General features: G+C 63.4%; 15 protein-coding genes. 9 read left to right on the forward strand and 6 right to left on the reverse strand.

The window, feature by feature from the left end:
• Window positions 1-11: 11 nt before the first annotated feature.
• Window positions 12-674 (forward strand): YggS family pyridoxal phosphate-dependent enzyme, encoded by a 663-nt coding sequence (locus tag SZ64_RS15260; protein ID WP_054531615.1) that lies wholly within the window; start codon window positions 12-14, stop codon window positions 672-674.
• Window positions 675-716: 42 nt separating this feature from the next.
• Here the strand turns inward: SZ64_RS15260 and SZ64_RS15265 are convergent, their stop codons facing one another.
• Window positions 717-3,482 (reverse strand): [protein-PII] uridylyltransferase, encoded by a 2,766-nt coding sequence (locus SZ64_RS15265; RefSeq protein WP_054531616.1) that lies wholly within the window; start codon window positions 3,480-3,482, stop codon window positions 717-719.
• A complete protein-coding gene (locus SZ64_RS15270) occupies window positions 3,479-5,176 on the reverse strand; it encodes a class I adenylate-forming enzyme family protein (RefSeq protein ID WP_054531617.1) in 1,698 nt (565 codons plus the stop codon). Before SZ64_RS15270 ends, SZ64_RS15265 begins: the two co-directional genes overlap by 4 nt.
• Before the next feature lie 148 nt (window positions 5,177-5,324).
• On the opposite strand from SZ64_RS15270, the gene lgt reads away from it, so the two are divergent.
• From lgt to SZ64_RS15305, 7 genes are all read left to right on the forward strand, one after another.
• Complete coding sequence (lgt, locus tag SZ64_RS15275; RefSeq protein ID WP_082384620.1) at window positions 5,325-6,224, forward strand: prolipoprotein diacylglyceryl transferase; 900 nt, start codon at window positions 5,325-5,327, stop codon at window positions 6,222-6,224.
• Window positions 6,221-7,279, forward strand: a complete 1,059-nt coding sequence (locus tag SZ64_RS15280; protein ID WP_054531618.1) for an SAM-dependent methyltransferase — start codon at window positions 6,221-6,223, stop codon at window positions 7,277-7,279. Before lgt ends, SZ64_RS15280 begins: the two co-directional genes overlap by 4 nt.
• Window positions 7,280-7,283: 4 nt before the next feature.
• Window positions 7,284-7,715, forward strand: coding sequence for a VOC family protein (locus SZ64_RS15285; RefSeq protein ID WP_054532298.1), 432 nt, complete (start codon window positions 7,284-7,286; stop codon window positions 7,713-7,715).
• 127 nt (window positions 7,716-7,842) lie between these two features.
• Window positions 7,843-8,865 carry an alpha/beta hydrolase-fold protein gene (locus tag SZ64_RS15290; RefSeq protein WP_241773057.1) on the forward strand — a complete coding sequence of 341 codons (1,023 nt, stop codon included), beginning with the start codon at window positions 7,843-7,845 and terminating at the stop codon, window positions 8,863-8,865.
• 4 nt (window positions 8,866-8,869) lie between these two features.
• Window positions 8,870-9,886, forward strand: coding sequence for an alpha/beta hydrolase (locus tag SZ64_RS15295; protein WP_054531620.1), 1,017 nt, complete (start codon window positions 8,870-8,872; stop codon window positions 9,884-9,886).
• Between the two features lie 30 nt (window positions 9,887-9,916).
• The gene (locus tag SZ64_RS15300; RefSeq protein ID WP_054531621.1) at window positions 9,917-10,954 is read left to right on the forward strand and encodes an alpha/beta hydrolase-fold protein; all 1,038 of its coding nucleotides are present in this window, start codon (window positions 9,917-9,919) and stop codon (window positions 10,952-10,954) included.
• Window positions 10,955-11,007: 53 nt separating this feature from the next.
• On the forward strand, window positions 11,008-11,850 hold the full coding sequence (locus tag SZ64_RS15305) for a hypothetical protein (RefSeq protein ID WP_156313661.1): 843 nt from the start codon (window positions 11,008-11,010) through the stop codon (window positions 11,848-11,850).
• A gap of 3 nt (window positions 11,851-11,853) precedes the next feature.
• Here SZ64_RS15305 and SZ64_RS15310 read toward each other — a convergent pair whose 3' ends face one another.
• The 4 genes from SZ64_RS15310 to SZ64_RS15325 form a co-directional block, all read right to left on the reverse strand.
• The gene (locus tag SZ64_RS15310; protein ID WP_054532299.1) at window positions 11,854-13,650 is read right to left on the reverse strand and encodes a bifunctional metallophosphatase/5'-nucleotidase; all 1,797 of its coding nucleotides are present in this window, start codon (window positions 13,648-13,650) and stop codon (window positions 11,854-11,856) included.
• Between the two features lie 88 nt (window positions 13,651-13,738).
• Entirely contained in the window at window positions 13,739-16,255 is a 2,517-nt protein-coding gene (gene gyrB / locus SZ64_RS15315; RefSeq protein ID WP_054532300.1) for a DNA topoisomerase (ATP-hydrolyzing) subunit B, read from the reverse strand.
• Between the two features lie 173 nt (window positions 16,256-16,428).
• Entirely contained in the window at window positions 16,429-16,716 is a 288-nt protein-coding gene (locus SZ64_RS15320) for a UrcA family protein (RefSeq protein ID WP_054531623.1), read from the reverse strand.
• Window positions 16,717-17,288: 572 nt separating this feature from the next.
• Window positions 17,289-17,582, reverse strand: a complete 294-nt coding sequence (locus tag SZ64_RS15325) for a UrcA family protein (protein ID WP_162225123.1) — start codon at window positions 17,580-17,582, stop codon at window positions 17,289-17,291.
• Window positions 17,583-18,154: 572 nt separating this feature from the next.
• Between SZ64_RS15325 and guaA the strand changes: the two genes are divergently transcribed.
• Entirely contained in the window at window positions 18,155-19,729 is a 1,575-nt protein-coding gene (gene guaA / locus SZ64_RS15330; protein WP_054531625.1) for a glutamine-hydrolyzing GMP synthase, read from the forward strand.
• The last annotated feature ends 2 nt before the right edge of the window (window positions 19,730-19,731 follow it).

The raw sequence follows: 19,731 nt of genomic DNA on the forward strand, positions 1-19,731 counted from the left end.
ATAGGCGCGGCATGGACCACGCTTCAACTCCGCTGGAGGCCGTCGAGGCCGGGATCGCCCGCGCCGCGAAGATCGCCGGGCGCAACGCCGAAGACATCACGCTGATCGCCATCAGCAAAACGCATGATGCCGGAACCATTGTGCCGCTGATCGAACAGGGGCAGCGCGTGTTCGGCGAAAATCGCGTGCAGGAAGCGCAAGGCAAATGGCCCGCGCTGAAGGAACGGTTTCCTGACATCGAATTGCATCTGGTCGGCCAGTTGCAGTCCAACAAGGCGGAAGACGCGGTCGAACTGTTCGATTGCATCCACTCGGTCGACCGGCCCAGCCTCGTGACCGCGTTGGGCAAGGCGATGGACAAGGCGGGCCGCAAGCTTCCCTGCTTCATCCAGGTGAATATCGGCGAGGAAGATCAGAAGGGCGGCTGCGCGATTGCCGATCTGCCCGCCCTGCTAGAACAGGCGAGCGAGGCGGGTCTGCCGGTAGTCGGCCTGATGTGCGTGCCGCCCGCGGAGATCGAACCGGCGCCCTTCTTCGCCTTCCTCGCCAAGCTGGCTGCGGATAACGGCCTCGACCAGCTGAGCATGGGCATGAGCGGCGATTACGAAACCGCGATCATGCTGGGCGCCACCCATGTACGCGTGGGCAGTGCCCTGTTCGGGGCGCGGAGTTAAAACGGAACGGGCCGGCATTTCGTTCTCACGAAGTGTGCTGGCCTAAGCCTCCACTTTCTCTGCCATGGCCTGTGCCTCGTCGCTCGATGCAGTGAGCAGCGCTTCCTCGATTGCCTTGAGCCGGTCGGCCGAGGTGATCTTTCCTCCCAGCAGATCGGTGACGTAGAACGTATCCGCCGCGCGCTCGCCGTAATTGGTGATGTGTGCGGAATTCACCATCAGCCGGTTTTCGAACAGGGCACGGGCGAGCCGGTTGAGCAGGGCGGGCCGGTCACGCGCATTCACTTCGATCACGGTGAAGCGGTTGGATGCCTTGTTGTCCGTAAATACGCGCGGGCGCACTTCGAAGCTGGCGGCGCGGGCGTGGCTGAGGGGGCGCTTGGCGAGCTGGGGCACCAGTTCGATCCGGTTGGCCAGCGAATCCTCGATGGCCGTCGCCAGCCTTGCCAGCTGCGCTTCCTCGCTGAAGGGGCGGCCCAGCGGATCCTGCACCAGGAAATTGTCGACTGCCTTGCCCACGCGGGTGGTGTGAATGCGCGCGTCGATGATGTTGCCGCCCGCAAGGCTTATCGCGCCCGCGATGCGGTAGAACAGGCCCGGATGGTCGTCCGCAATCACGGTGACGAGCGTAGCCCCGCGCGCCGCGTAATATTCGCAGTGGATCGACAGCCGCTTCTGCAGTTCCTTCGCCTCGGCATATTGCCGCAAATTCATGGCGATGATGTCGGCCGGCTCGGCGATCCAGTAGGAATCGTCGAACCGGTCGTCCAGTTCCTCCATCACATGGCCGCCGGTGCCCAGAATGGCGGCCACATCCTCACGCTTGAGCTGCACGCGCTCGGTCCGGCCGCTGCTGACATGGCCAAGGCGCAGGGCCTCTTCGGCCAGCGCATAAAGCTGGGTGAGCAACTGGCGTTTCCAGCTGTTCCAGATGCCCGGCCCCACTGCGCGAATGTCCACGATGGTCAGCAAGGTCAGCAGGCGCAGGCGCTCCACGCTCTGCACTTCGGCCACGAAATCGGCGATGGCCTTGGGGTCCGACAGGTCGCGCTTGAAGGCCGTTGCGCTCATCAGCAGGTGCCAGCGCACCAGCCAGGCGACCAGTTCGGTCTCGTCTTCGTCCATGCCGAGGCGCGGGCAGAGCTTTTCGGCCACTTCCGCGCCAAGGATCGAATGGTCCCCTCCGCGGCCCTTGGCGATGTCATGCAGCAGTACCGAGACATAGAGCGCGTTGCGCGACTGGAGCTTGGGGAACAGTTCCGTGGCCAGCGGGTGATCCTTGCGCAGATCCCCCCGCTCGATCTTCGCCAGCAAGCCGATGGCGCGGATCGTGTGCTCGTCCACCGTATAATGGTGGTACATGTCGAACTGCATCTGCGCGTTGACGCGGGCGAAATCAGGCACGAAGCGGCCGAACACGCCCGCCTCGTTCATCCAGCGCAGCACCATTTCCGGGTCACGCCGGCCGGCCAGCAATTTAAGGAACAGGGCATTGGCGCGCGGATCGTTGCGGACATCTTCCTTGATCAGCGTGCAGTCGCGTGCGGCCATGCGCATGGTGGCGGGGTGGATTTCCAGCCCCTCTTCCTCGGCGATCTGGAAGATTTCGATCAGGCGGACCGGATCGTCCCTGAACCAGTCGTCGCCCTGCGCGGCGATGCGCCCGCCGAACACTTTGTAACCGCGCACGGAGCGGGCACGGGCGCGGAAACCTGCCAGCAACCCGCGCGGCGTCTTGCGGGCGAATTGCTCGTCCAGCTGGGCCAGGAAGATGCCCGAAAGGCTGCCCACGCGCTTCGCCTGCAGGAAATAATACTGCATGAAACGCTCGACCGCGCTCTTGCCCGGACGGTCGGCGAATTGCATCCGGCGGGCCACTTCGCGCTGCAGGTCGAAGGTCAGCCGGTCTTCCGCGCGGTTGGTGATCGTGTGCAGGTGGGATCGCACCGCCAGAAAGAAGCCCTCCGCCCGGCGGAAGGCTCGATATTCGGCGCGGGTGAACAGGCCGACCTCGACCAGTTCGGCGGCGCTCTTCACCTTGTGGATGTATTTGCCGATCCAGTAGAGCGTCTGCAAATCCCGCAGGCCGCCCTTGCCTTCCTTGATGTTCGGCTCGACGACATAGCGGCTGTCGCCCAGGCGCTTGTGCCGTTCGTTGCGCTCGGCCAGCTTTTCGGTGACGAATTGCCGTTCCGTCCCGGCGACCGCTTCGGCGAAGAAGCGCGCGCTGGCTTCCTCGTAAAGCTCCTGATCGCCCCACAGATAGCGGCCTTCCAGCATGGCAGTGCGGATCGTCAGATCGCCGCGCGCCATGCGCACCATATCGTCCAGCGAGCGGCTGGAATGGCCCACTTTCAGGCCCAGATCCCACAGGAGATAGAGCATGGCCTCGATCACCTGTTCGCACCAGGCGGTCTGCTTGCCGGGAGTGAGGAAGGCGATATCGATATCCGAATGGGGCGCCATCTCGGCGCGGCCATAGCCGCCCACGGCCATGATCGTCAGCCGCTCGCCCGAACTGCGATTGTTGACGGGGTAGAGATCGGTGACGACGTGATCGTGCATCACGCGGATGATCTGATCCATCAGGAAGGCGAAACCGGCCGTGATCTCGTGCCCGGCGGAAGGCTTGTCGGCAAGGCGGCGCGTCAGTTCCGCGCGCCCTTCGGCCATGGCGCTGCGCAGCAGTTCCACCACGCGCTTGCGTGCCTTGGCGGCACCGGCATCGGCCACCGCTTCCGCGATGTCGCCTGCCAGCTTGCGACGGTCCAGAACCGCGCGTTGATTGGGTATCCTGATTGCGCTCACTGAACCTCAGATAAAGCCAGATATTTTTCGCGCAACGCACGCTTGTCCACTTTTGCCGTTCCAAGGCGGGGCAATGGCTCTGGCGAGCGCCACATCCGGGCGGGAATCTTGAAGGGCGCAAGCGTTTCGGCAAGGAATTCGCGCAGGTCCGCCTCGTCCAGATCGTGCCCTTCGCGGGGCAGCCAGACGGCGGCGGGAATCTCGCCGAACCGGTCATCCGGCAGGCCGAAGACGGAACATTCCGCAATCGAGGGATGGGCATAGATCGCCTGTTCCACCTCGATGCAGGAGATATTCTCGCCCCCGCGGATGATGATGTCCTTCTTGCGGTCGACGATAAAGAGATAGCCGTCCTCGTCCAGGAAGCCGAGATCGCCGGTCAGGAAATAGCCATCCTCGCGCATGGCTTCGCGCGTGGCCTCCGGATCGTTCCAATAGCCCAGGAAATTGCAGACGGACCGGATCGCCACTTCGCCCGTCTCGCCCGGCGGCAGTTTCGCGCCATCCGCGCCGAAGATCGCCAGATCGGCCAGCGGCAGGCTGGCGGGGCCGGTGCTGCCCGGTTTGGCGAGGTAATTCTCGTTGAAATTGCCGCAGCCCACGGCGTTGGTCTCGGTCAGGCCATAGCCGATGATCGGATAGCCCGATGGCATATTGGCGCGGATGCGCTGGACGTGATCGGGCGGCCGGGCCGCGCCGCCCGCCGCGAAATTGGTGCAGCTTGAAAGGTCGAACCGGCCACGATCCGGGTGAGTGGCCAGTTCGATGCTCATCAGCGGAACGCCCACGAAATAGGTGATTTTCTCCGCCTCGATCAGGCGCATTGCCTCCAGCGCATCCCATTTCGGCAGCATCACCAGCCGCCGCCCCAGTGCGAAGCTCTGCAGGAACAGGGGCACTTCGCCGGTCACATGGAACAGGGGCACGGCCACCAGCGATGCGGCGGGATATGCCGGGGCCTCGCCGCGCTTGAGCATATGGCCATAGACCATCAGCGTCTGCGCCCCGAAATTGAGCGTTGCCTGCACCACGGCGCGGTGATCGGACAGGACACCGCGCGATTTGCCGGTGGAGCCGGAGGTGAACAGGATCGTGGCGTGATCGTCAGGCCCCAGTTCAGGCAGCGGCGTTTCGGCCCCGCCGCCCTTGGCAGTGAGTTCGCGCAGCCCTTCCAGCGGCAGGGCATCATGGGTGAAGACCAGTACCGGCGTGCCCTGCGCCCGTCCGTCCAGCCGGGCGGCGCGCTGGGGATCGGCCAGCACCAGGCTGCACTGGGCCAGCGCGATCGCTTCGGCCAGTTCCTCGCCGGTCGAAAAGCCGTTCAGCAAGGTCACGCAGCCGCCTGCCAACAGCACGGCTATATAGGCAATGGCCCAATTGGCGGAATTGCGCGCGGCGATGCCGATCCGGTCGCCCTTGCGCACCCCGTGCCCTTCCACCAGCCCGCCTGCCAGCGCGCGGGCGGAGGCGAGGCTTTCGGCAAAGCTCAGGCGGAAATCGCCGTCGACCAGAAAGGTCGCATCGCCATGCCGGGCGCAATAATGCGCGAAATAGGCCGGCAAGGTGGGCGGGGCATGTTTGAACAGCGGCAGATCGGTGCCGAAGCGTGGGATGGTAGTGAGTTCGAGCGGCGCGCCCGGGGCAAGGCTGGCTTCCAGATTCGCCTTCAGGCTGCGGTCCATCTCGCTCGGCATCGGCACCTCTTCTCCAATCCCATGCGTCCGGTATTACCCGGCCGCCTGTGGAGGGCAGAGTGCAGCGCAGGCTTTCGCCGCGCCATCCGCTGTGCCACAAGCGCCCGCGTCCCCGGCGCTGTGAAGCCGATAGTAAGAGGAACACCAAGTGCTGTCACTATTGGCCGCCACTGTCGGCGAAGCGGTGGGCAACGGACCGATTCATTGGGCCGATCTGGGCCTCAGGCCGGGGATCGAACTGGGGTTCTTCACCCTGCGATTCTATTCGCTGGCCTATATTCTCGGCATCGCCTTTGCCTGGTGGCACCTGTCCAAAATGGTGAAGGCGCCCGGCGCCCCCATGGCGCAGCGCCATGTGGAAGATCTGTTCTTCTACTGTACACTGGGCGTCATTCTGGGCGGGCGCCTTGGCTATGCCACTTTCTACACCGGCGGCGATACCGGCATTCCCAGCTTGTGGGCCCATCCCGGTCAGCTGATCAAGCTGTGGGAAGGCGGGATGAGCTTCCATGGCGGGGTGATCGGCGTGGTGCTGGCCGTGCTGTGGGTCTGCTGGCGGGGCAAGCTGCCCTTCCTGCGCGTGATGGATTACGTGGCAGTCAACGTGCCGGTAGGCATGATGCTGGGCCGCCTTGCCAATTTCATCAATGGCGAGCTGTGGGGCCGCCCCACCGACGTGCCATGGGCCATCGTGTTTCCCGGCGGCGGCCCGCTGCCGCGCCATCCCTCGCAGCTTTACGAGGCGGCACTGGAAGGCGCCTTGCTGATCGTGGTGATGCTGCTGCTGTTCTGGAAAACCAATGCTCGCTTCCGCCCCGGCCTGATGGCGGGCGTGTTCACCGCAGGCATCGCGCTGGCCCGCTTCACCGTTGAATTCTTCCGCGAGCCGGATGCCCAGCTGGCGGAATTCGCGCGGCAAACCGGGCTTTCGATGGGCCAGTGGCTCACCGTGCCGCTGATCGTGCTGGGCCTTGCCGTGGCGGCACGCGCATTGCTGCGCCCGCCGCTGGCCACCGGGGCACCTGCGGGAGGCAAGCCAGCGGCATGAGCGGCAGCGGAGAGGGCAGCCTCTCGGCCAGCTTCCGGCGCCTGATCGCGGCCACCGGCCCGATCAGCCTGGCGCATTACATGGCCGAGGCGAATGCCCGCTATTACGGCTCGCGCGATCCCTTCGGCACGGCGGGCGATTTCATCACCGCGCCGGAAATCAGCCAGATGTTCGGCGAGCTGGTGGGCCTGTGGCTGGCCGATATGTGGCACCGCGCGGGCCAGCCCCAGCCGGTGCATTATGTGGAGCTTGGCCCCGGCCGCGGCACGCTGGCGCGCGATGCGCTGCGGGCCATGGCGCGGGCAGGGCTGACTCCGCAGGTCCATCTGGTGGAAGGCTCCGCCGCCCTGCGCGAAATCCAGCGACAGGCAGTGCCGCAGGCCCAGTGGCACCATGATCTGTCCACCCTGCCCACCGATGGGCCGATCCTGCTGGCGGCGAACGAATTTCTCGATGCCCTGCCGGTACGGCAATTGGTGAAGGCGCCGAGCGGCTGGCGCGAACGGATGGTGGCGGTGGACGAGGAAGGGGCCTTCGTCTGCGTGGCAGGCAGCGCGCAGATGGACCCGGCCCTGCCGGAAGACAGGCGCGAGGCCGAGGAAGGCACTCTGATCGAAACCTGCCCTGCCGCATCGGCGGTAGTGCAGGAAGTGGCCCGCAGGCTTGCCGCTCAGGGCGGGGCGGCCCTGTTCATCGATTACGGCCATGCCCATTTCCGCACCGGCTCCACGCTGCAGGCCGTGCGCGCGCACAGGAAGGTCGATCCCTTCGCCGATCCGGGCGAGGCAGACCTTACCGCCCATGTCGATTTCGCAACTTTGGCCCCACTGGCACAGGCCCATGGCGCGCAATGGCTCGGCACGACCGGGCAGGGGCCATGGCTCACGGCGCTGGGGATCGAGGCGCGCGCCGCCGCGCTCACCCGCGCCGCGCCGCATCTGGCGGGCGAGATCGAGGCGGCCCGCCACCGCCTCGTTGCGGAAGAGGAAATGGGCGATTTGTTCAAGGTGATGGGCCTTGCCGCGCAGGGCTGGCCCCAAGGCGCGGGGTTCTGAAGCCATGGGTGCGCGCGGCCTCGTCCACCATGTCGACCTGACGGTGAGCGATCTGGCCCGATCCCGCCCCTTCTACGACGCGGTGCTCGGCTACATGGGCTATGCCCGCGCAGACGATCACGCAAATGGCACGGATTGGGACTGGCGCGGCGCTGCGGAAGCGGGGGCACCGTTCCATTCCATCGGCATAGTGCTGGCCCGGGGCGAGAATGCCGGGCGCGGGCATGATCGCTTCTCGCCCGGCCTGCATCACATCGCATGGACCGCCGCCGATCCGGCCGATGTGGACCGGCTGCACGCCCTGCTGCTGGAAATCGGCGCCACGGTGCTCGATCCGCCGGCCTTCTACCCGCAATATGGCCCGGATTATTACGCACTGTTCTTCGCCGATCCGGACGGGCTGAAGCTGGAATTCGTTTGCGGGCGGACGGGGTAGTCTTGCGTCATTGCCCCTCGCAATGACGAAGCGGGTGAAGACACCCCCAATTTGACAATGTCCGTGACAGGTCGCGGCGTCTTTGCTTAACTGCCCCGCAGAAAACATCTCGGGGGAGATAATGAGGATGCTGCAGCGTATCATGCGGGGCATTGCCCTGCCCGCACTGGCTCTGGCCGCCATGGCCACCAGCCCGGCACAGGCCCAGGAAAAGGCGCGGATCGAGTGGAAGACGCTCCACAGCCGCGCGATGGAAGGCAATCTGGAAGGCAATTCGGCCGATCGCGGGGCCTATGTCGTCACCCCTCCGGGTTATGACGAACATCCCGACAAGCATTATCCGGTCGTCTATTTCCTGCACGGATACTGGGCCACGCCCCAGATGTATCAGGATCAGATGAAGTTCGACGAAGCGGTGGATGAAGCCGCTCGCGCCGGCAATGAAGTGATCATGGTGATCCCCGATGGCCATTCCAAGCTGAAGGGCGGCTTCTATTCGAACTCGCCCACCGTGGGGAATTACGAAGCCTTCGTGGGCGAAGATCTGGTGAAGTGGGTCGATGCCAATTACCGCAGCATTCCGAAGCGTGAGGCGCGCGGCCTTTCCGGCCATTCCATGGGCGGATACGGCACGATGCGGCTGGGGATGAAATATCCCGAAACCTTCTCCAGCCTCTACGCCATGAGCGCCTGCTGCCTCTCGCCCATGAAGATGGATGAAGCCGGGGCGAAGAAGATCGAGGCGATGACCGCAGAGGATATCGCCAAGGCCGATTTCGGCGGTCTGGCCCAGCTTTCCACGCTAGCCACCTGGTCGCCCGATCCGACCAAGGCACCCAAATATGTCGATACCGGCCTGAAGGCCGACGGCACGATGGACCCGCTGGTCAATGCGAAGCTGGCCGCCAATTCGATCCTCGCCATGGTCCCGCAATATCTGCCCTCGCTGCGGCAGATGGAGGCGATCAGCCTGGAAGTGGGCGACAAGGATTTCCTGCTGAACGACAATGTCGCCCTGAATGCCGAACTCACCCGCTATGGCGTGGCCCATGGGTGGGAGACTTATGACGGCGATCACGGCAACCGTATTGCCGAACGCATCCGCACGAAATTGCTGCCGTTCTTCGCGCAGCATCTTGACCGGAAGTAGGGCCATGGTGAAGCCTCTTGTCGCCCTTCTGGCGGTCGCTCTGGCCGCTGTCGGCCCCGTTCAGCCCGCTTTCGCGCAGGAAAAGGCGCGGGTCGATCTGGTTAAGGTCCATAGCCCGGCCATCGCGGGCAATCTGGAAGGGAATACGGCGGACCGCACGGTCTATGTCGTTACCCCGCCGGGTTACGACCAGCACCCGGAAAAGCGCTATCCGGTGGTCTATTTCCTGCACGGCTATTTCGTGGAGCCGAAGGCCTATGCCGATCTGTTCGACCTTGGCGAAGCGCTGACCGGCGCGGCGGGTGCCGGGAACGAGGTGATCTTCGTGATGCCGGATGGCTTCTCCAAGCATCGCGGCTCCTTCTATTCCAACTCGCCCACGACCGGGAATTACGAGGATTTCGTGGCGCATGACCTCGTCGAATGGGTGGACGGGCATTACCGCACGCTCGCCCGGCGGGAGAGCCGGGGCCTCGCCGGTCATTCCATGGGCGGCTATGGCGCGATGCGTGTGGGCATGAACCACCCGGATGTGTTCTCCAGCCTCTATGTGATGAGCGCGGGAGGCGGCTCGGTTAAGGTCGTGACCAGGGAAATGGCCGAACGCGCGCAGGCTGATGATGGCACGGTGGACCTGTCCGCCCCTATCGGCGGTGCGCAGGGCGATTTGGCCCAGCTTGCCGCATGGTCGCCCGATCCGAAACGCCCGCCCAATTTCGTCAATGCGGGGCTGTTGCCCGATGGCACAATCGACCCGGTCGTGCAGGCGCGCATGGCGGCCAATTCGCTGATGGGCATGCTGCCGCAGCACATTCGCGAGTTGAAGCAATATGAAGCGATCATGCTCGACGTGGGTGACAAGGACGGGCTGGCTCCGGACAGCAAGGCCATGTCGGCGGAACTGACCCGCTTTGGCGTCGTTCACACGCTGGAGGTCTATGATGGCGGCCATGGGGACAAGGTGAAGGAACGGCTGCGCGCCAATGTCCTGCCCTTCTTCGCCGCGCATCTCGACCGCTAGAGATTCAGGAAAAGGGGAAGGATTGCTGCAATGCTGAAGAAACTCGCCGTGCTGGCGGCCGCTTGTGCCGCCATGCTCGCCGCGCCTGCCATGGCGCAGAACATCACCGCGCCGGCCGCGCCTGTGCCCGAAGGTATCAAGGTGGATACGATCAAGGTCCACAGCCCCGCGCTGGAAGGCAATCTGGAAGGCAATTCCACTGATCGCGAGGCGCTGGTGGTGCTCCCGCCGAGCTATGGCAAGGACAAGAAGAAGCGTTACCGCGTGGTCTATTACCTCCACGGTTTCGCAATTGACGGGCGCAATTTCTACAACTTCATGAAGGTGCCTGATGCGGTGAACAACTCGGCCAAGCGTGGCGAGGAATTCATCGTGGTGGTGCCCGATACGCTGACCAAGCTGGGTGGCAGCATGTATTCCACCTCGGTGACGACCGGCGATTTCCGGGCCTTCGTGGCCAAGGATCTGGTCGCCTATGTCGATAGCCATTACCGCACTATCGCCAAGCGCGAAGGGCGAGGCTTGGCCGGCCATTCCATGGGCGGTTACGGCACCTGGGTGATCGGCATGACCTATCCGGAAACCTTCGCCGCGATCTATGCGCAGAACGCCTGCTGCATCAGCCCGCGCACCGAAACGGAAGAAAGTGCGAAGAAGATGGCCAGCGTTTCCATCGAAGACGGCGTGAAGGCCGACTTCGGAATGCGCGCGGGCCTTTCCTCCATGGTCGCATGGTCACCCAACCCGCAGAACCCGCCCTATTTCGCGGATTTCCCCTATAAGGACGGCAAGGTGGACCAGCTGGTGATCGCCAAATGGGCGGCCAATTCACCCTATGCCATGGTGGCCTCGCATGTCCCGGCCCTGCGCAGCTTCCGCGCCATCGGATCGGACGCGGGCGACAAGGACGGGCTGCTGCATGACGATACGATGATCCACGAAGAACTCGACCGCTTCGGCATCGTGAACCAGTGGGCCGTCTATGACGGCGATCACGTCAACCGCATCGGCCAGCGTTTCGACGAAGTGGTGCTGCCCTTCATGGCAAAGCATCTCGATCGGAAGTAAGCGTTAGAGGCGCGGGGTCCAAAGGCCTCGCGCCTCGCATCTTGGAGGGAGCGATGGCATTTCAGCCCCTTGGAATGCGTTTCGAAGTCGCCTCTTACCTTGCTCCGCCAGAGGCGACGGCCGCCATCAAGGCTCGCCTGAAGGACTGGTTCGATGTCACGCGCGGGCCTCGGGGATGGATCGTAGGCCCGGTCATCTGCCTGTGGCTCAGTGCCTTCGACCGCCACGGCCCAATGCTGTTCGGCATGATGTCCAACCGGGACGGTGTAACCCGGATAAGGGGGCGCGCAGGCTCGAACCTCAACGGGATGGTGTTCGCAGTATTTCTGGCTGTGATTCTTCCCATCGTTGCCATCGGCCTCGTCTTGCATCGTCAGGCTTCGGCTGCGCTGCTGTTCGTTCTTGGATTCTCCGTTCTGTTTTGCGGCCTGGTGTTGTGGTCAGGGCATGCCTTCCGGCGGGACGCTGCGCCTCTGGTCGATTTTCTGGATAAGACCCTTTCAAAGGGGCCTCCGCTACAGCGCCGGGAAGCGCCTGTTTCCGAATATGCCGGGCCCTATCTTCCGATGACCTTGCAGGTCGACGGAGAGAAACTGAAAGGTCGCGCCACGCCTGAAGTCATCCGCGAGGCAATCGACGGGATCGCGGCGGCCGGGACAGGTTTCGCGATCCTCGATCATGCGGATGGCAGCTTCATTCAGGCCGCGCTGGAATATCCGGGCTTCGTGATCGAACGCGGCCCCGGTTCGGGTGAGTATGTTGCCGCCCGGCGTCTGTCGGCGCCATCGGAAGAAGAGTGGACATCCCCTCGCCACTTTTCCGGCGCGGAAGTGCAGGCGGCCTTCATTGCATTTCTTGCCGGCAATTCGGAACCTAAGGGGATGCTGTGGGGATAGTGCCTACTGGATTACGGCCTTCTGCGCCGCGTCCACTTCGCGCTGTTCCTGCGGTACCGCGCGTTTGGGCGGCCCTTTCACCCAGATTTCCAGCGCGTCGATGTCGCTCATGCCGATAATTGCATCGCGCTGGGCGGCCAGAAGGGTGAAGCTGTCTCCGCCGCCCGCCAGGAAGCTGTTGGTGGTCACACGGTAGCTGGCGCTCATGTCGAGCGGCTTTCCGTCCAGTTCGATCCTCACCACCCGGTCGCCTATGGGGCGGCTCTTGTCGTACCAATAGGTGAAACCGGTCGAGGGGGAGAGGTGCTGCTCGGGCGCGTTATCGTCGAAACCCTGTTCGAGCACGGCCTTGATTTCCGCGCCGGTCATGGTCTGCGTCACCAGCGTATTGGCAAAAGGCTGCGTCTTGTAGAGATCGCCGAAAGTCAGCGATCCGTCCGGCGCGGGGTTGAGCGTGGCGCGCACGCCGAAGGGGTTCATGAAGGCGATCTGGGCGCCCGCCTTGCGCGTGGCGGCCAGTTGCGCATCGGCAATCAGATTACCCGCCGTGCCGCCATCCGGTCCCTCGCCCTTCAGGGCCGCCCCGTCGAGCGCGCCCACCGGCCGCAGCGAGAATTGCGCCGCCCGGTCCGTATAGAGCTTCACATAAGCGGCGATGTCCGGGCGCGGCTGGAACTGTGCGAACAAGGGCGAGTTGGCAATTTCGCCGCGCGAGGAGACATAGGGCCGCGATTGCACGATGACGTTGCGGGCGCGCTTGGTCATTACCCTGTCTGCCGCTGGATCGATCTGCAGCGTGATATCCGTCACCAACTCGCCATAGACGCCCGCGCTGGTCAGCAGGAACGGGCGCGACGGGTCGATCGTGCCGTAATCGCAGACATAGGACGAATGGGTGTGGCCGGAAACGACCACGTCCACACGCGGATCGAGCCGGGACAGGATGGGCAGGATTTCGCCTGAGAGCGCCTCGCATCCATTGGGATTCGGCGGGCCTTCAGTGCGCCCGCCCTGATGGATCAGCACCACGATGGCGTCCGCGCCTTCGCTCTTCAGTTCAGGGATCGCGGCATTGATGGCCTTGGCCTCATCGCCGAAAGTTAGCCCGGCCACACCGTCGGGCGAGACGAGACTGGGCGTATCCTTCAGCGTCAGCCCGATAAAGCCCACACTGACCTTGGCCTTGCCGTTGCCGAAGCTCTTGATCCCGGTGGCGGGGAACAGGGTCTCGCCATCCTTCGTGAAAGTGCTGGCCGACAGGAAGCGGAAGGATGCGCCCGCGAATTGTTCGACCTGGCAAGGCTCGCGCGAGGTGAATTTCGCGCATCCGCCTGCCTGCTTGCGCAGCAATTCCTGCTCGCCACTGTCGAATTCGTGATTGCCCACCGCGTTGAAGTCCAGCCCGATGCGGTTCATCACGCCGATGGCCGGTTCGTCGAGAAACAGCGAGGAGGCCAGTTGCGAGGCGCTGATCAGGTCGCCCGCCGAAACCACGGCATTGTTGGGATATTCCGCCCGGATCGAATCCACGGCCGAAGCCAGCCACGCGGCACCGCCCGCGGGAACCAGCGTGACGCCGCCCTTGCCGTCGTCCACCTGAACCGACTGGTTCGGCGGTTCCAGCGCACCATGGAAATCATTGATCGCCACGATCCCCACCGTGACTGTTCCGCTCGGCGCAGCCTCGGGCGCCTTCTGACGCAGGGTGAAGGTGCCGTGATCGTAATTGGCCGCACAGCCCGAAAGTGCGAGGGCGAGAACTGCCGGAGCGACGATGGCGCGAAGAGTGGAACGCTTCATGCGCGAATCCTGATCGGAGAGCATGACAGGATCATGGCGCGGCCTGCCACGATGGCCAAGCCGCGCAGTAATTCTCCGGTCTGCCGGGTCAGATATCCAGATTGGCCACGTTGAGCGCGTTTTGCTGGATGAAGTCGCGCCGCGGTTCCACCACGTCGCCCATCAGGCGGGTGAAGATTTCGTCCGTCACGTCGGCGTCTTCCACCTTGACCTGCAGCAGCACGCGGTTCTCCGGGTCCAGCGTGGTTTCCCACAACTGATCGGCATTCATTTCGCCAAGGCCTTTATAACGCGAGATGGACAGGCCCTTGCGGCCAGCCTCAAGCACGGCTTCCAGCAGCTGCGCCGGGCGGGTGATGCCGCCATCGGCCACTACCGAGATAGCGGGTGCTTCCTCATCTTCGCCGGTGGTTTCCGGCTCCTGCTCCGCATCGGCGCTGCCCTTGGTGAGGCGGGCGGGCGCGTCGTAGAATTCGGCCATTTGCGTGGCGAGCTGGTGCATCTTGCGCGCTTCGGCACTGGTCAGGAAGGCGGCTTCGATTTCGTGAACGTCGGTCACCCCGCGCCACAGGCGGGCGAAGATCACCGAACCGTCATCGCGTCGCTCCACGCTCCACGCGGCTTCGGGATCACCCATGCCGAGGTGGCGGGCAGCCTTTTCCAGTGCGGTCATGCGGGCGGCTTCCGCCAGTGCCGGATCGAGTGCGCCGGAAAGGCCCATCGCCTCCACCACGGCAGAATCATATTTGCGCGGCACGAAGGCCATCAGGTTCTTCATGCGCAGGGCATGTTCGACCAGGCTTGTCAGTTCCGCCCCGCCGCGCACGATGCCCAGATTGTTTTCCAGCACGCGGCCCTGCAGGCCCGCTTCCACCAGATAACGGTCAAGCTCGCCCTGATCCTTCACGTAGACTTCGCTGCGGCCCTTGCTGACCTTGAACAGAGGCGGCTGTGCGATGAACAGGTGCCCGGCCTTGATGATCTCCGGCATCTGGCGATGGAAGAAAGTGAGCAGCAGGGTGCGGATATGGGCGCCGTCCACGTCGGCGTCGGTCATGATGATGATCTTGTGGTAGCGCAGCTTGCCCAGATCGAATTCGTCGCGCAGCCCGGTGCCCATGGCCTGGATCAGCGTGCCGACTTCCTTGGAACTGATGATCCGGTCGAACCGCGCGCGTTCCACGTTCAGGATCTTGCCGCGCAGGGGCAGGATCGCCTGATACTGGCTATCGCGCCCGCTCTTGGCCGAACCGCCGGCCGAATCACCTTCGACCAGGAACAATTCGCACTTGCTGGCATCGCGCTCGCGGCAATCGGAAAGCTTGCCGGGCAGGCTGGCGATGTCCATCGCGCCCTTGCGCCGGGTGAGTTCGCGGGCCTTGCGCGCGGCTTCGCGCGCGGCGGCGGCGTCCACCACCTTCTGCACGATTTCCTTGGCGTTGGCGGGGTTTTCTTCCAGCCACTCGTTCATCTTGTCCGCCATCAGGCTTTCCAGCGGCTGGCGCACTTCGGAGGAAACCAGCTTGTCCTTGGTCTGGCTGGAGAACTTCGGGTCGGGCAGCTTGACCGAAACGATTGCGGTCAGCCCTTCGCGCATGTCCTCGCCGGTGAGGTTCACCTTTTCCTTCTTCAGCAGACCCGATTTTTCGGCGTAATTGTTGAGAGTGCGGGTCAACGCGGCGCGGAAGGCGGCCAGATGGGTGCCGCCGTCGCGCTGCGGGATGTTATTGGTGAAGCACAGCACGTTCTCGTAATAGGAATCGTTCCATTCGAGAGCGACGTCGATCCCCACGCCGTCCCGGTTGGAACTGATCGCGATGGGATCGGCCAGCAGGGCCTGCTTGTTGCGGTCCAGATATTTGACGAAAGCCGCGATGCCGCCTTCGTAATACAGATCGTGTTCGGCCACTTCGGCATGGCGCTTGTCGCGCAGCAGGACATGCACGCCCGAATTGAGGAAGGCGAGCTCGCGATAGCGATGCTCCAGCTTCTCGAAATCGAACTCGGTGACGTTCTTGAACGTGTCGGTCGAGGCGAGGAAGGTCACGCGGGTGCCCTTCTTGGGCAGGCCGCTTTCCAGCACCGGCGCGTCGCCAGTGATCTTGAGCGGGTCGACCGGATCGCCATGCTCGAAGCGCATCCAGTGTTCTTTGCCGTCGCGCCAGACGGTCAGTTCCAGCCATTCGGACAAGGCGTTCACCACCGACACGCCCACGCCGTGCAGGCCGCCCGAGACCTTGTAGGCATTATCGTCGCTGGTGTTCTCGAACTTACCGCCCGCATGAAGCTGGGTCATGATCACCTCGGCGGCGGAAACGCCTTCTTCCGGGTGAATGTCGGTGGGAATGCCGCGGCCGTTATCTTCTACCGAGACGGAACCGTCAGGGTTCAGCTCGATCAGCACAAGGTCGCAATGGCCGGCCAGAGCTTCGTCGATTGCGTTGTCGGAGACTTCGAACACCATGTGGTGCAGGCCCGAACCATCGTCGGTATCGCCGATATACATGCCCGGGCGCTTTCGCACTGCATCCAGCCCCTTGAGGACCTTGATGCTGTCGGCGCCATAGGTGTTGGTGTTCGGGGTGTTTTCGGGAGTCTCTGCCATGGCCATCATATAGGCAGGACAGGCCCAGTTAGGAAGCATTGAAGCCCATGTTCCACAGGCTTGTGGGGCGCGGCATCCATGCCTGCATACAGAATGGCCCGCTGCAGAGGGAGAGGAGTGCAGCGGGCCGAACCGTTCAACGCCTTGCGGCGGAAGAAATTGGGTCAATCAGATCATTCGGCAGCGGGCAGGCGGGCTTCCAGCTCGTTCAGCGCCTTGGCCTTGCCGTCCACCATGCAATCCTCAACGGCCTGCTTGCCATAGAAGCGGAACATGGCGGGCACCTTGCAGGCGCGGGAAACGGCGGAATCGATGCGATCCTTGGCGGTGTCGAGCGCGGCGGGATCGGTGAAGTCGATGTCGGCCATGCGCACGCGGATGGTCACTTCGCCGGCAAGGGCGGGGGTTGCAGCACCGGCAACGGTGGCAGCAGCGAGAAGGGGGAGGACGAACTTACGCATTGCACATTCCTTTTCGAAGTTTTGCGACCTTATCGTTGGGCCCTCTCGGTGGATCGGTGCCTGAAGCGGTCTGTCGTTGTCGAAGATCATGCTGCAGTGCAGCAGGAATTTGTGCAAATGCAAAAAACTCGCGGGTTGTTGCGTCTTGGGCAACGCCGCCGGGTGAGCCCGAATGTGGACCGCGCAAACGAAAACGGCCGCCCCGAAGGGCGGCCGCCTGTCATCCCGCGGGATGCATTCAATCGGCGCTTAGAGCGTCCAGATGAACGGCATCGGGTAGCGCGAGGCACCGCGAACATAAAGTTCGACAACGCGCTTTGCGAAAGTGGCCATGGTTGCCTCCTTTAATGGGTATCGCGGGCAGCAAAGGGGGGGGAGAGGAGCTGCCCGCGAAACTGTCTAACTGCTTCTGGGGCGCATATGGTTGCGCGCCTCGAATGCTGCAAGTGCGAAAATCGCGAGCACTGTTGCGTCAAACGCAACTTTGGATTGGCCCTGGAAACGGAGCCTGAAAAGCACAATGCCGCCCGTCATAGACGGAGCGGCACTGTGTTTCGACGGCGGCCCGAATGTCAGATGCTGGCGAGTTCGAAGCTCTTGGCCAGCTGTTCTTCGGCACCGGATTTGGCAGAGGACTTGCAGCTTTCCCAAGCCTGCATGGTCTTGAGATCGCGAGCTTCCGGCTTGGCGCAAGCAACCTTGATCGCGGCGGCGACGCGGGTTTCCAGAGCCTTCTTGCCTGCCGAGGTGGTCAGGTCGAGATCGGTGTGACTCACGGTCACGGTTACTTCCTCAGCCGCAGCGGGGGTGGCAATTGCACCCGAAAGGCACATGGCGGCGAGGGCGGTTACGACAAGATTACGCATTTCGGTTACTCCATAAGGTGGCTGTCGGCCGCCTTCCTTGGTCATCCTTGCTTGTCGTTTTCTGTGATTTCATGGTGCACTGCACAAGCGATGTGTGCAAATGCGAAATTTGCGCCAGGCATTGCGCGAAACTCAACGCAGTTTGTCATCGAAATGACATGGCGGAGGTCTGGAAAAGGCATGGCGGAAACGCCAATCGGCGCCGCCCCCTGGTGCGGGAGCGGCGGCCTTTTGGGGTCCAGCGAGGCTAAGATCAGACGATCGCGGCGCTCAGCAGCAGGCCGCTGGTCGAAACTGCGGCAAGCAGCGGAAGGACGGTTGCGAGAATGCGCATGGTGTCCACCTAAGGTTTTGTGTTTTCTTTGGGTTAGCCGGAAGGCTTCGTGCCCCCTCGGCTTCCGGGGGCGCAAATGGTGTGCGCAACGAAATGTTGCAAGTGCGAAATATTACAGTTGTGTTGCAAAATTTTCATCTGCGGTTGCGTATTACAGGCGCAGAACGAGCCCCTCGCGCGGGGGATGCGCGCGCGCGATGGCTGGACAGCGCGGCTTCCTTGATATTAACGCGCCGGGATGGAACCAGCCCACCTTCCCGACTCCATCCTGATCGTCGATTTCGGCAGCCAGGTGACCCAGCTCATCGCCCGCCGCGTGCGCGAAGCCGGCGTCTATTCCGAAATCGCACCCTTCTCCATGGCGGAAGAGGCGTTTCATCGCCTGAAGCCGAAGGGCATCATCCTGTCCGGATCGCCCGCATCGGTATGCGATGAAGGCAGCCCGCGCGCGCCGCAGGTGCTGTTCGAAAGCGGATTGCCGATTCTGGGCATCTGTTACGGCCAACAGGTGATGAGCCATCAGTTGGGCGGTGAAGTGCGCCCCGGCCACGAAACGGGCGAAGGCGGCGAATTCGGCCGCGCCTATCTCACCGTGACGGAGCCTTGCGTGCTGTTCGACGGGCTGTGGGACGTGGGCGATCGCCATCAGGTGTGGATGAGCCATGGCGACAAGGTGACGAAGTTCGCCCCCGGCTTTCGCATTGTTGCGACTAGCGATGGCGCGCCTTTTGCGCTGATCGCGGATGACGAGCGGCGCTATTACGGCACGCAGTTCCACCCCGAAGTGGTGCACACGCCCGATGGCGCCAAGCTGATCGCCAATTTCGTGCGCCATGTCTGCGGCCTCAAGGGCGATTGGACTATGGCCGAGTTCCGCAAGACCAAGATCGAGGAAATCCGCGCCCAGGTCGGCAGCGGGCGCGTGATCTGCGGCCTTTCGGGCGGTGTCGATTCGGCGGTGGCCGCGGTGCTGATCCACGAAGCGATCGGCGATCAGCTGACCTGCGTCTTCGTCGATCACGGCTTGATGCGCATGAATGAGGCCGAACAAGTCGTGACCCTGTTCCGCGACCATTACAACATTCCGCTGGTCCATGTGGACGCGGAAGAGATGTTCCTGGGCGGTCTGGCCGGGGTCACCGATCCGGAAGCCAAGCGCAAGTTCATCGGCAAGGCCTTCATCGACCTGTTCGAGGCCGAGGCGAAGAAGATCGGCGGGGCGGACTTCCTCGCGCAGGGCACGCTCTATCCCGACGTGATCGAAAGCGTTTCCTTCACCGGCGGGCCTTCGGTGACGATCAAGAGCCACCACAATGTGGGCGGCCTGCCCGAACGCATGAACATGAAGCTGGTGGAACCGCTGCGCGAATTGTTCAAGGACGAGGTCCGTGCGCTGGGCCGCGAGCTAGGCTTGCCGGAAATCTTCGTGGGCCGTCATCCCTTCCCGGGGCCGGGCCTTGCCATCCGCATTCCTGGCGAAGTGACCAAGGAGCGCTGTGACATCCTGCGCAAGGCCGATGCGATCTATCTGGAAGAGATCCGCAATGCCGGGCTTTACGATGCGATCTGGCAGGCCTTTGCCGTGCTGCTGCCTGTCAAGACCGTAGGCGTGATGGGTGACGGGCGCACATATGACAGCGTCTGCGCCCTGCGCGCGGTGACCAGCACCGATGGCATGACCGCCGACATTTATCCTTATGATGCCGCCTTCCTCAGCCGCGTTGCCACGCGCATCATCAATGAAGTGCGCGGCATCAACCGCGTGGTTTACGACTATACGTCGAAGCCGCCGGGCACGATTGAGTGGGAATGATC

Origin of the sequence: Erythrobacter sp. SG61-1L (assembly GCF_001305965.1) — a bacterium.
Classification (GTDB): domain Bacteria; phylum Pseudomonadota; class Alphaproteobacteria; order Sphingomonadales; family Sphingomonadaceae; genus Andeanibacterium.

Bases quoted from the DNA above. Each gene is read 5' to 3' on its own strand.
- SZ64_RS15310 (WP_054532299.1), bottom strand. From the start codon at position 13,650: ATGAAGCGTTCCACTCTTCGCGCCATCGTCGCTCCGGCAGTTCTCGCC.
- SZ64_RS15325 (WP_162225123.1), bottom strand. From the start codon at position 17,582: ATGCGTAATCTTGTCGTAACCGCCCTCGCCGCCATGTGCCTTTCGGGT.
- SZ64_RS15305 (WP_156313661.1), top strand. From the start codon at position 11,008: ATGGCATTTCAGCCCCTTGGAATGCGTTTCGAAGTCGCCTCTTACCTT.
- SZ64_RS15270 (WP_054531617.1), bottom strand. From the start codon at position 5,176: ATGCCGAGCGAGATGGACCGCAGCCTGAAGGCGAATCTGGAAGCCAGC.
- SZ64_RS15280 (WP_054531618.1), top strand. From the start codon at position 6,221: ATGAGCGGCAGCGGAGAGGGCAGCCTCTCGGCCAGCTTCCGGCGCCTG.
- SZ64_RS15290 (WP_241773057.1), top strand. From the start codon at position 7,843: ATGCTGCAGCGTATCATGCGGGGCATTGCCCTGCCCGCACTGGCTCTG.
- SZ64_RS15320 (WP_054531623.1), bottom strand. From the start codon at position 16,716: ATGCGTAAGTTCGTCCTCCCCCTTCTCGCTGCTGCCACCGTTGCCGGT.
- SZ64_RS15295 (WP_054531620.1), top strand. From the start codon at position 8,870: ATGGTGAAGCCTCTTGTCGCCCTTCTGGCGGTCGCTCTGGCCGCTGTC.
- SZ64_RS15285 (WP_054532298.1), top strand. From the start codon at position 7,284: ATGGGTGCGCGCGGCCTCGTCCACCATGTCGACCTGACGGTGAGCGAT.
- SZ64_RS15300 (WP_054531621.1), top strand. From the start codon at position 9,917: ATGCTGAAGAAACTCGCCGTGCTGGCGGCCGCTTGTGCCGCCATGCTC.
- gyrB (WP_054532300.1), bottom strand. From the start codon at position 16,255: ATGGCAGAGACTCCCGAAAACACCCCGAACACCAACACCTATGGCGCC.
- SZ64_RS15260 (WP_054531615.1), top strand. From the start codon at position 12: ATGGACCACGCTTCAACTCCGCTGGAGGCCGTCGAGGCCGGGATCGCC.
- guaA (WP_054531625.1), top strand. From the start codon at position 18,155: ATGGAACCAGCCCACCTTCCCGACTCCATCCTGATCGTCGATTTCGGC.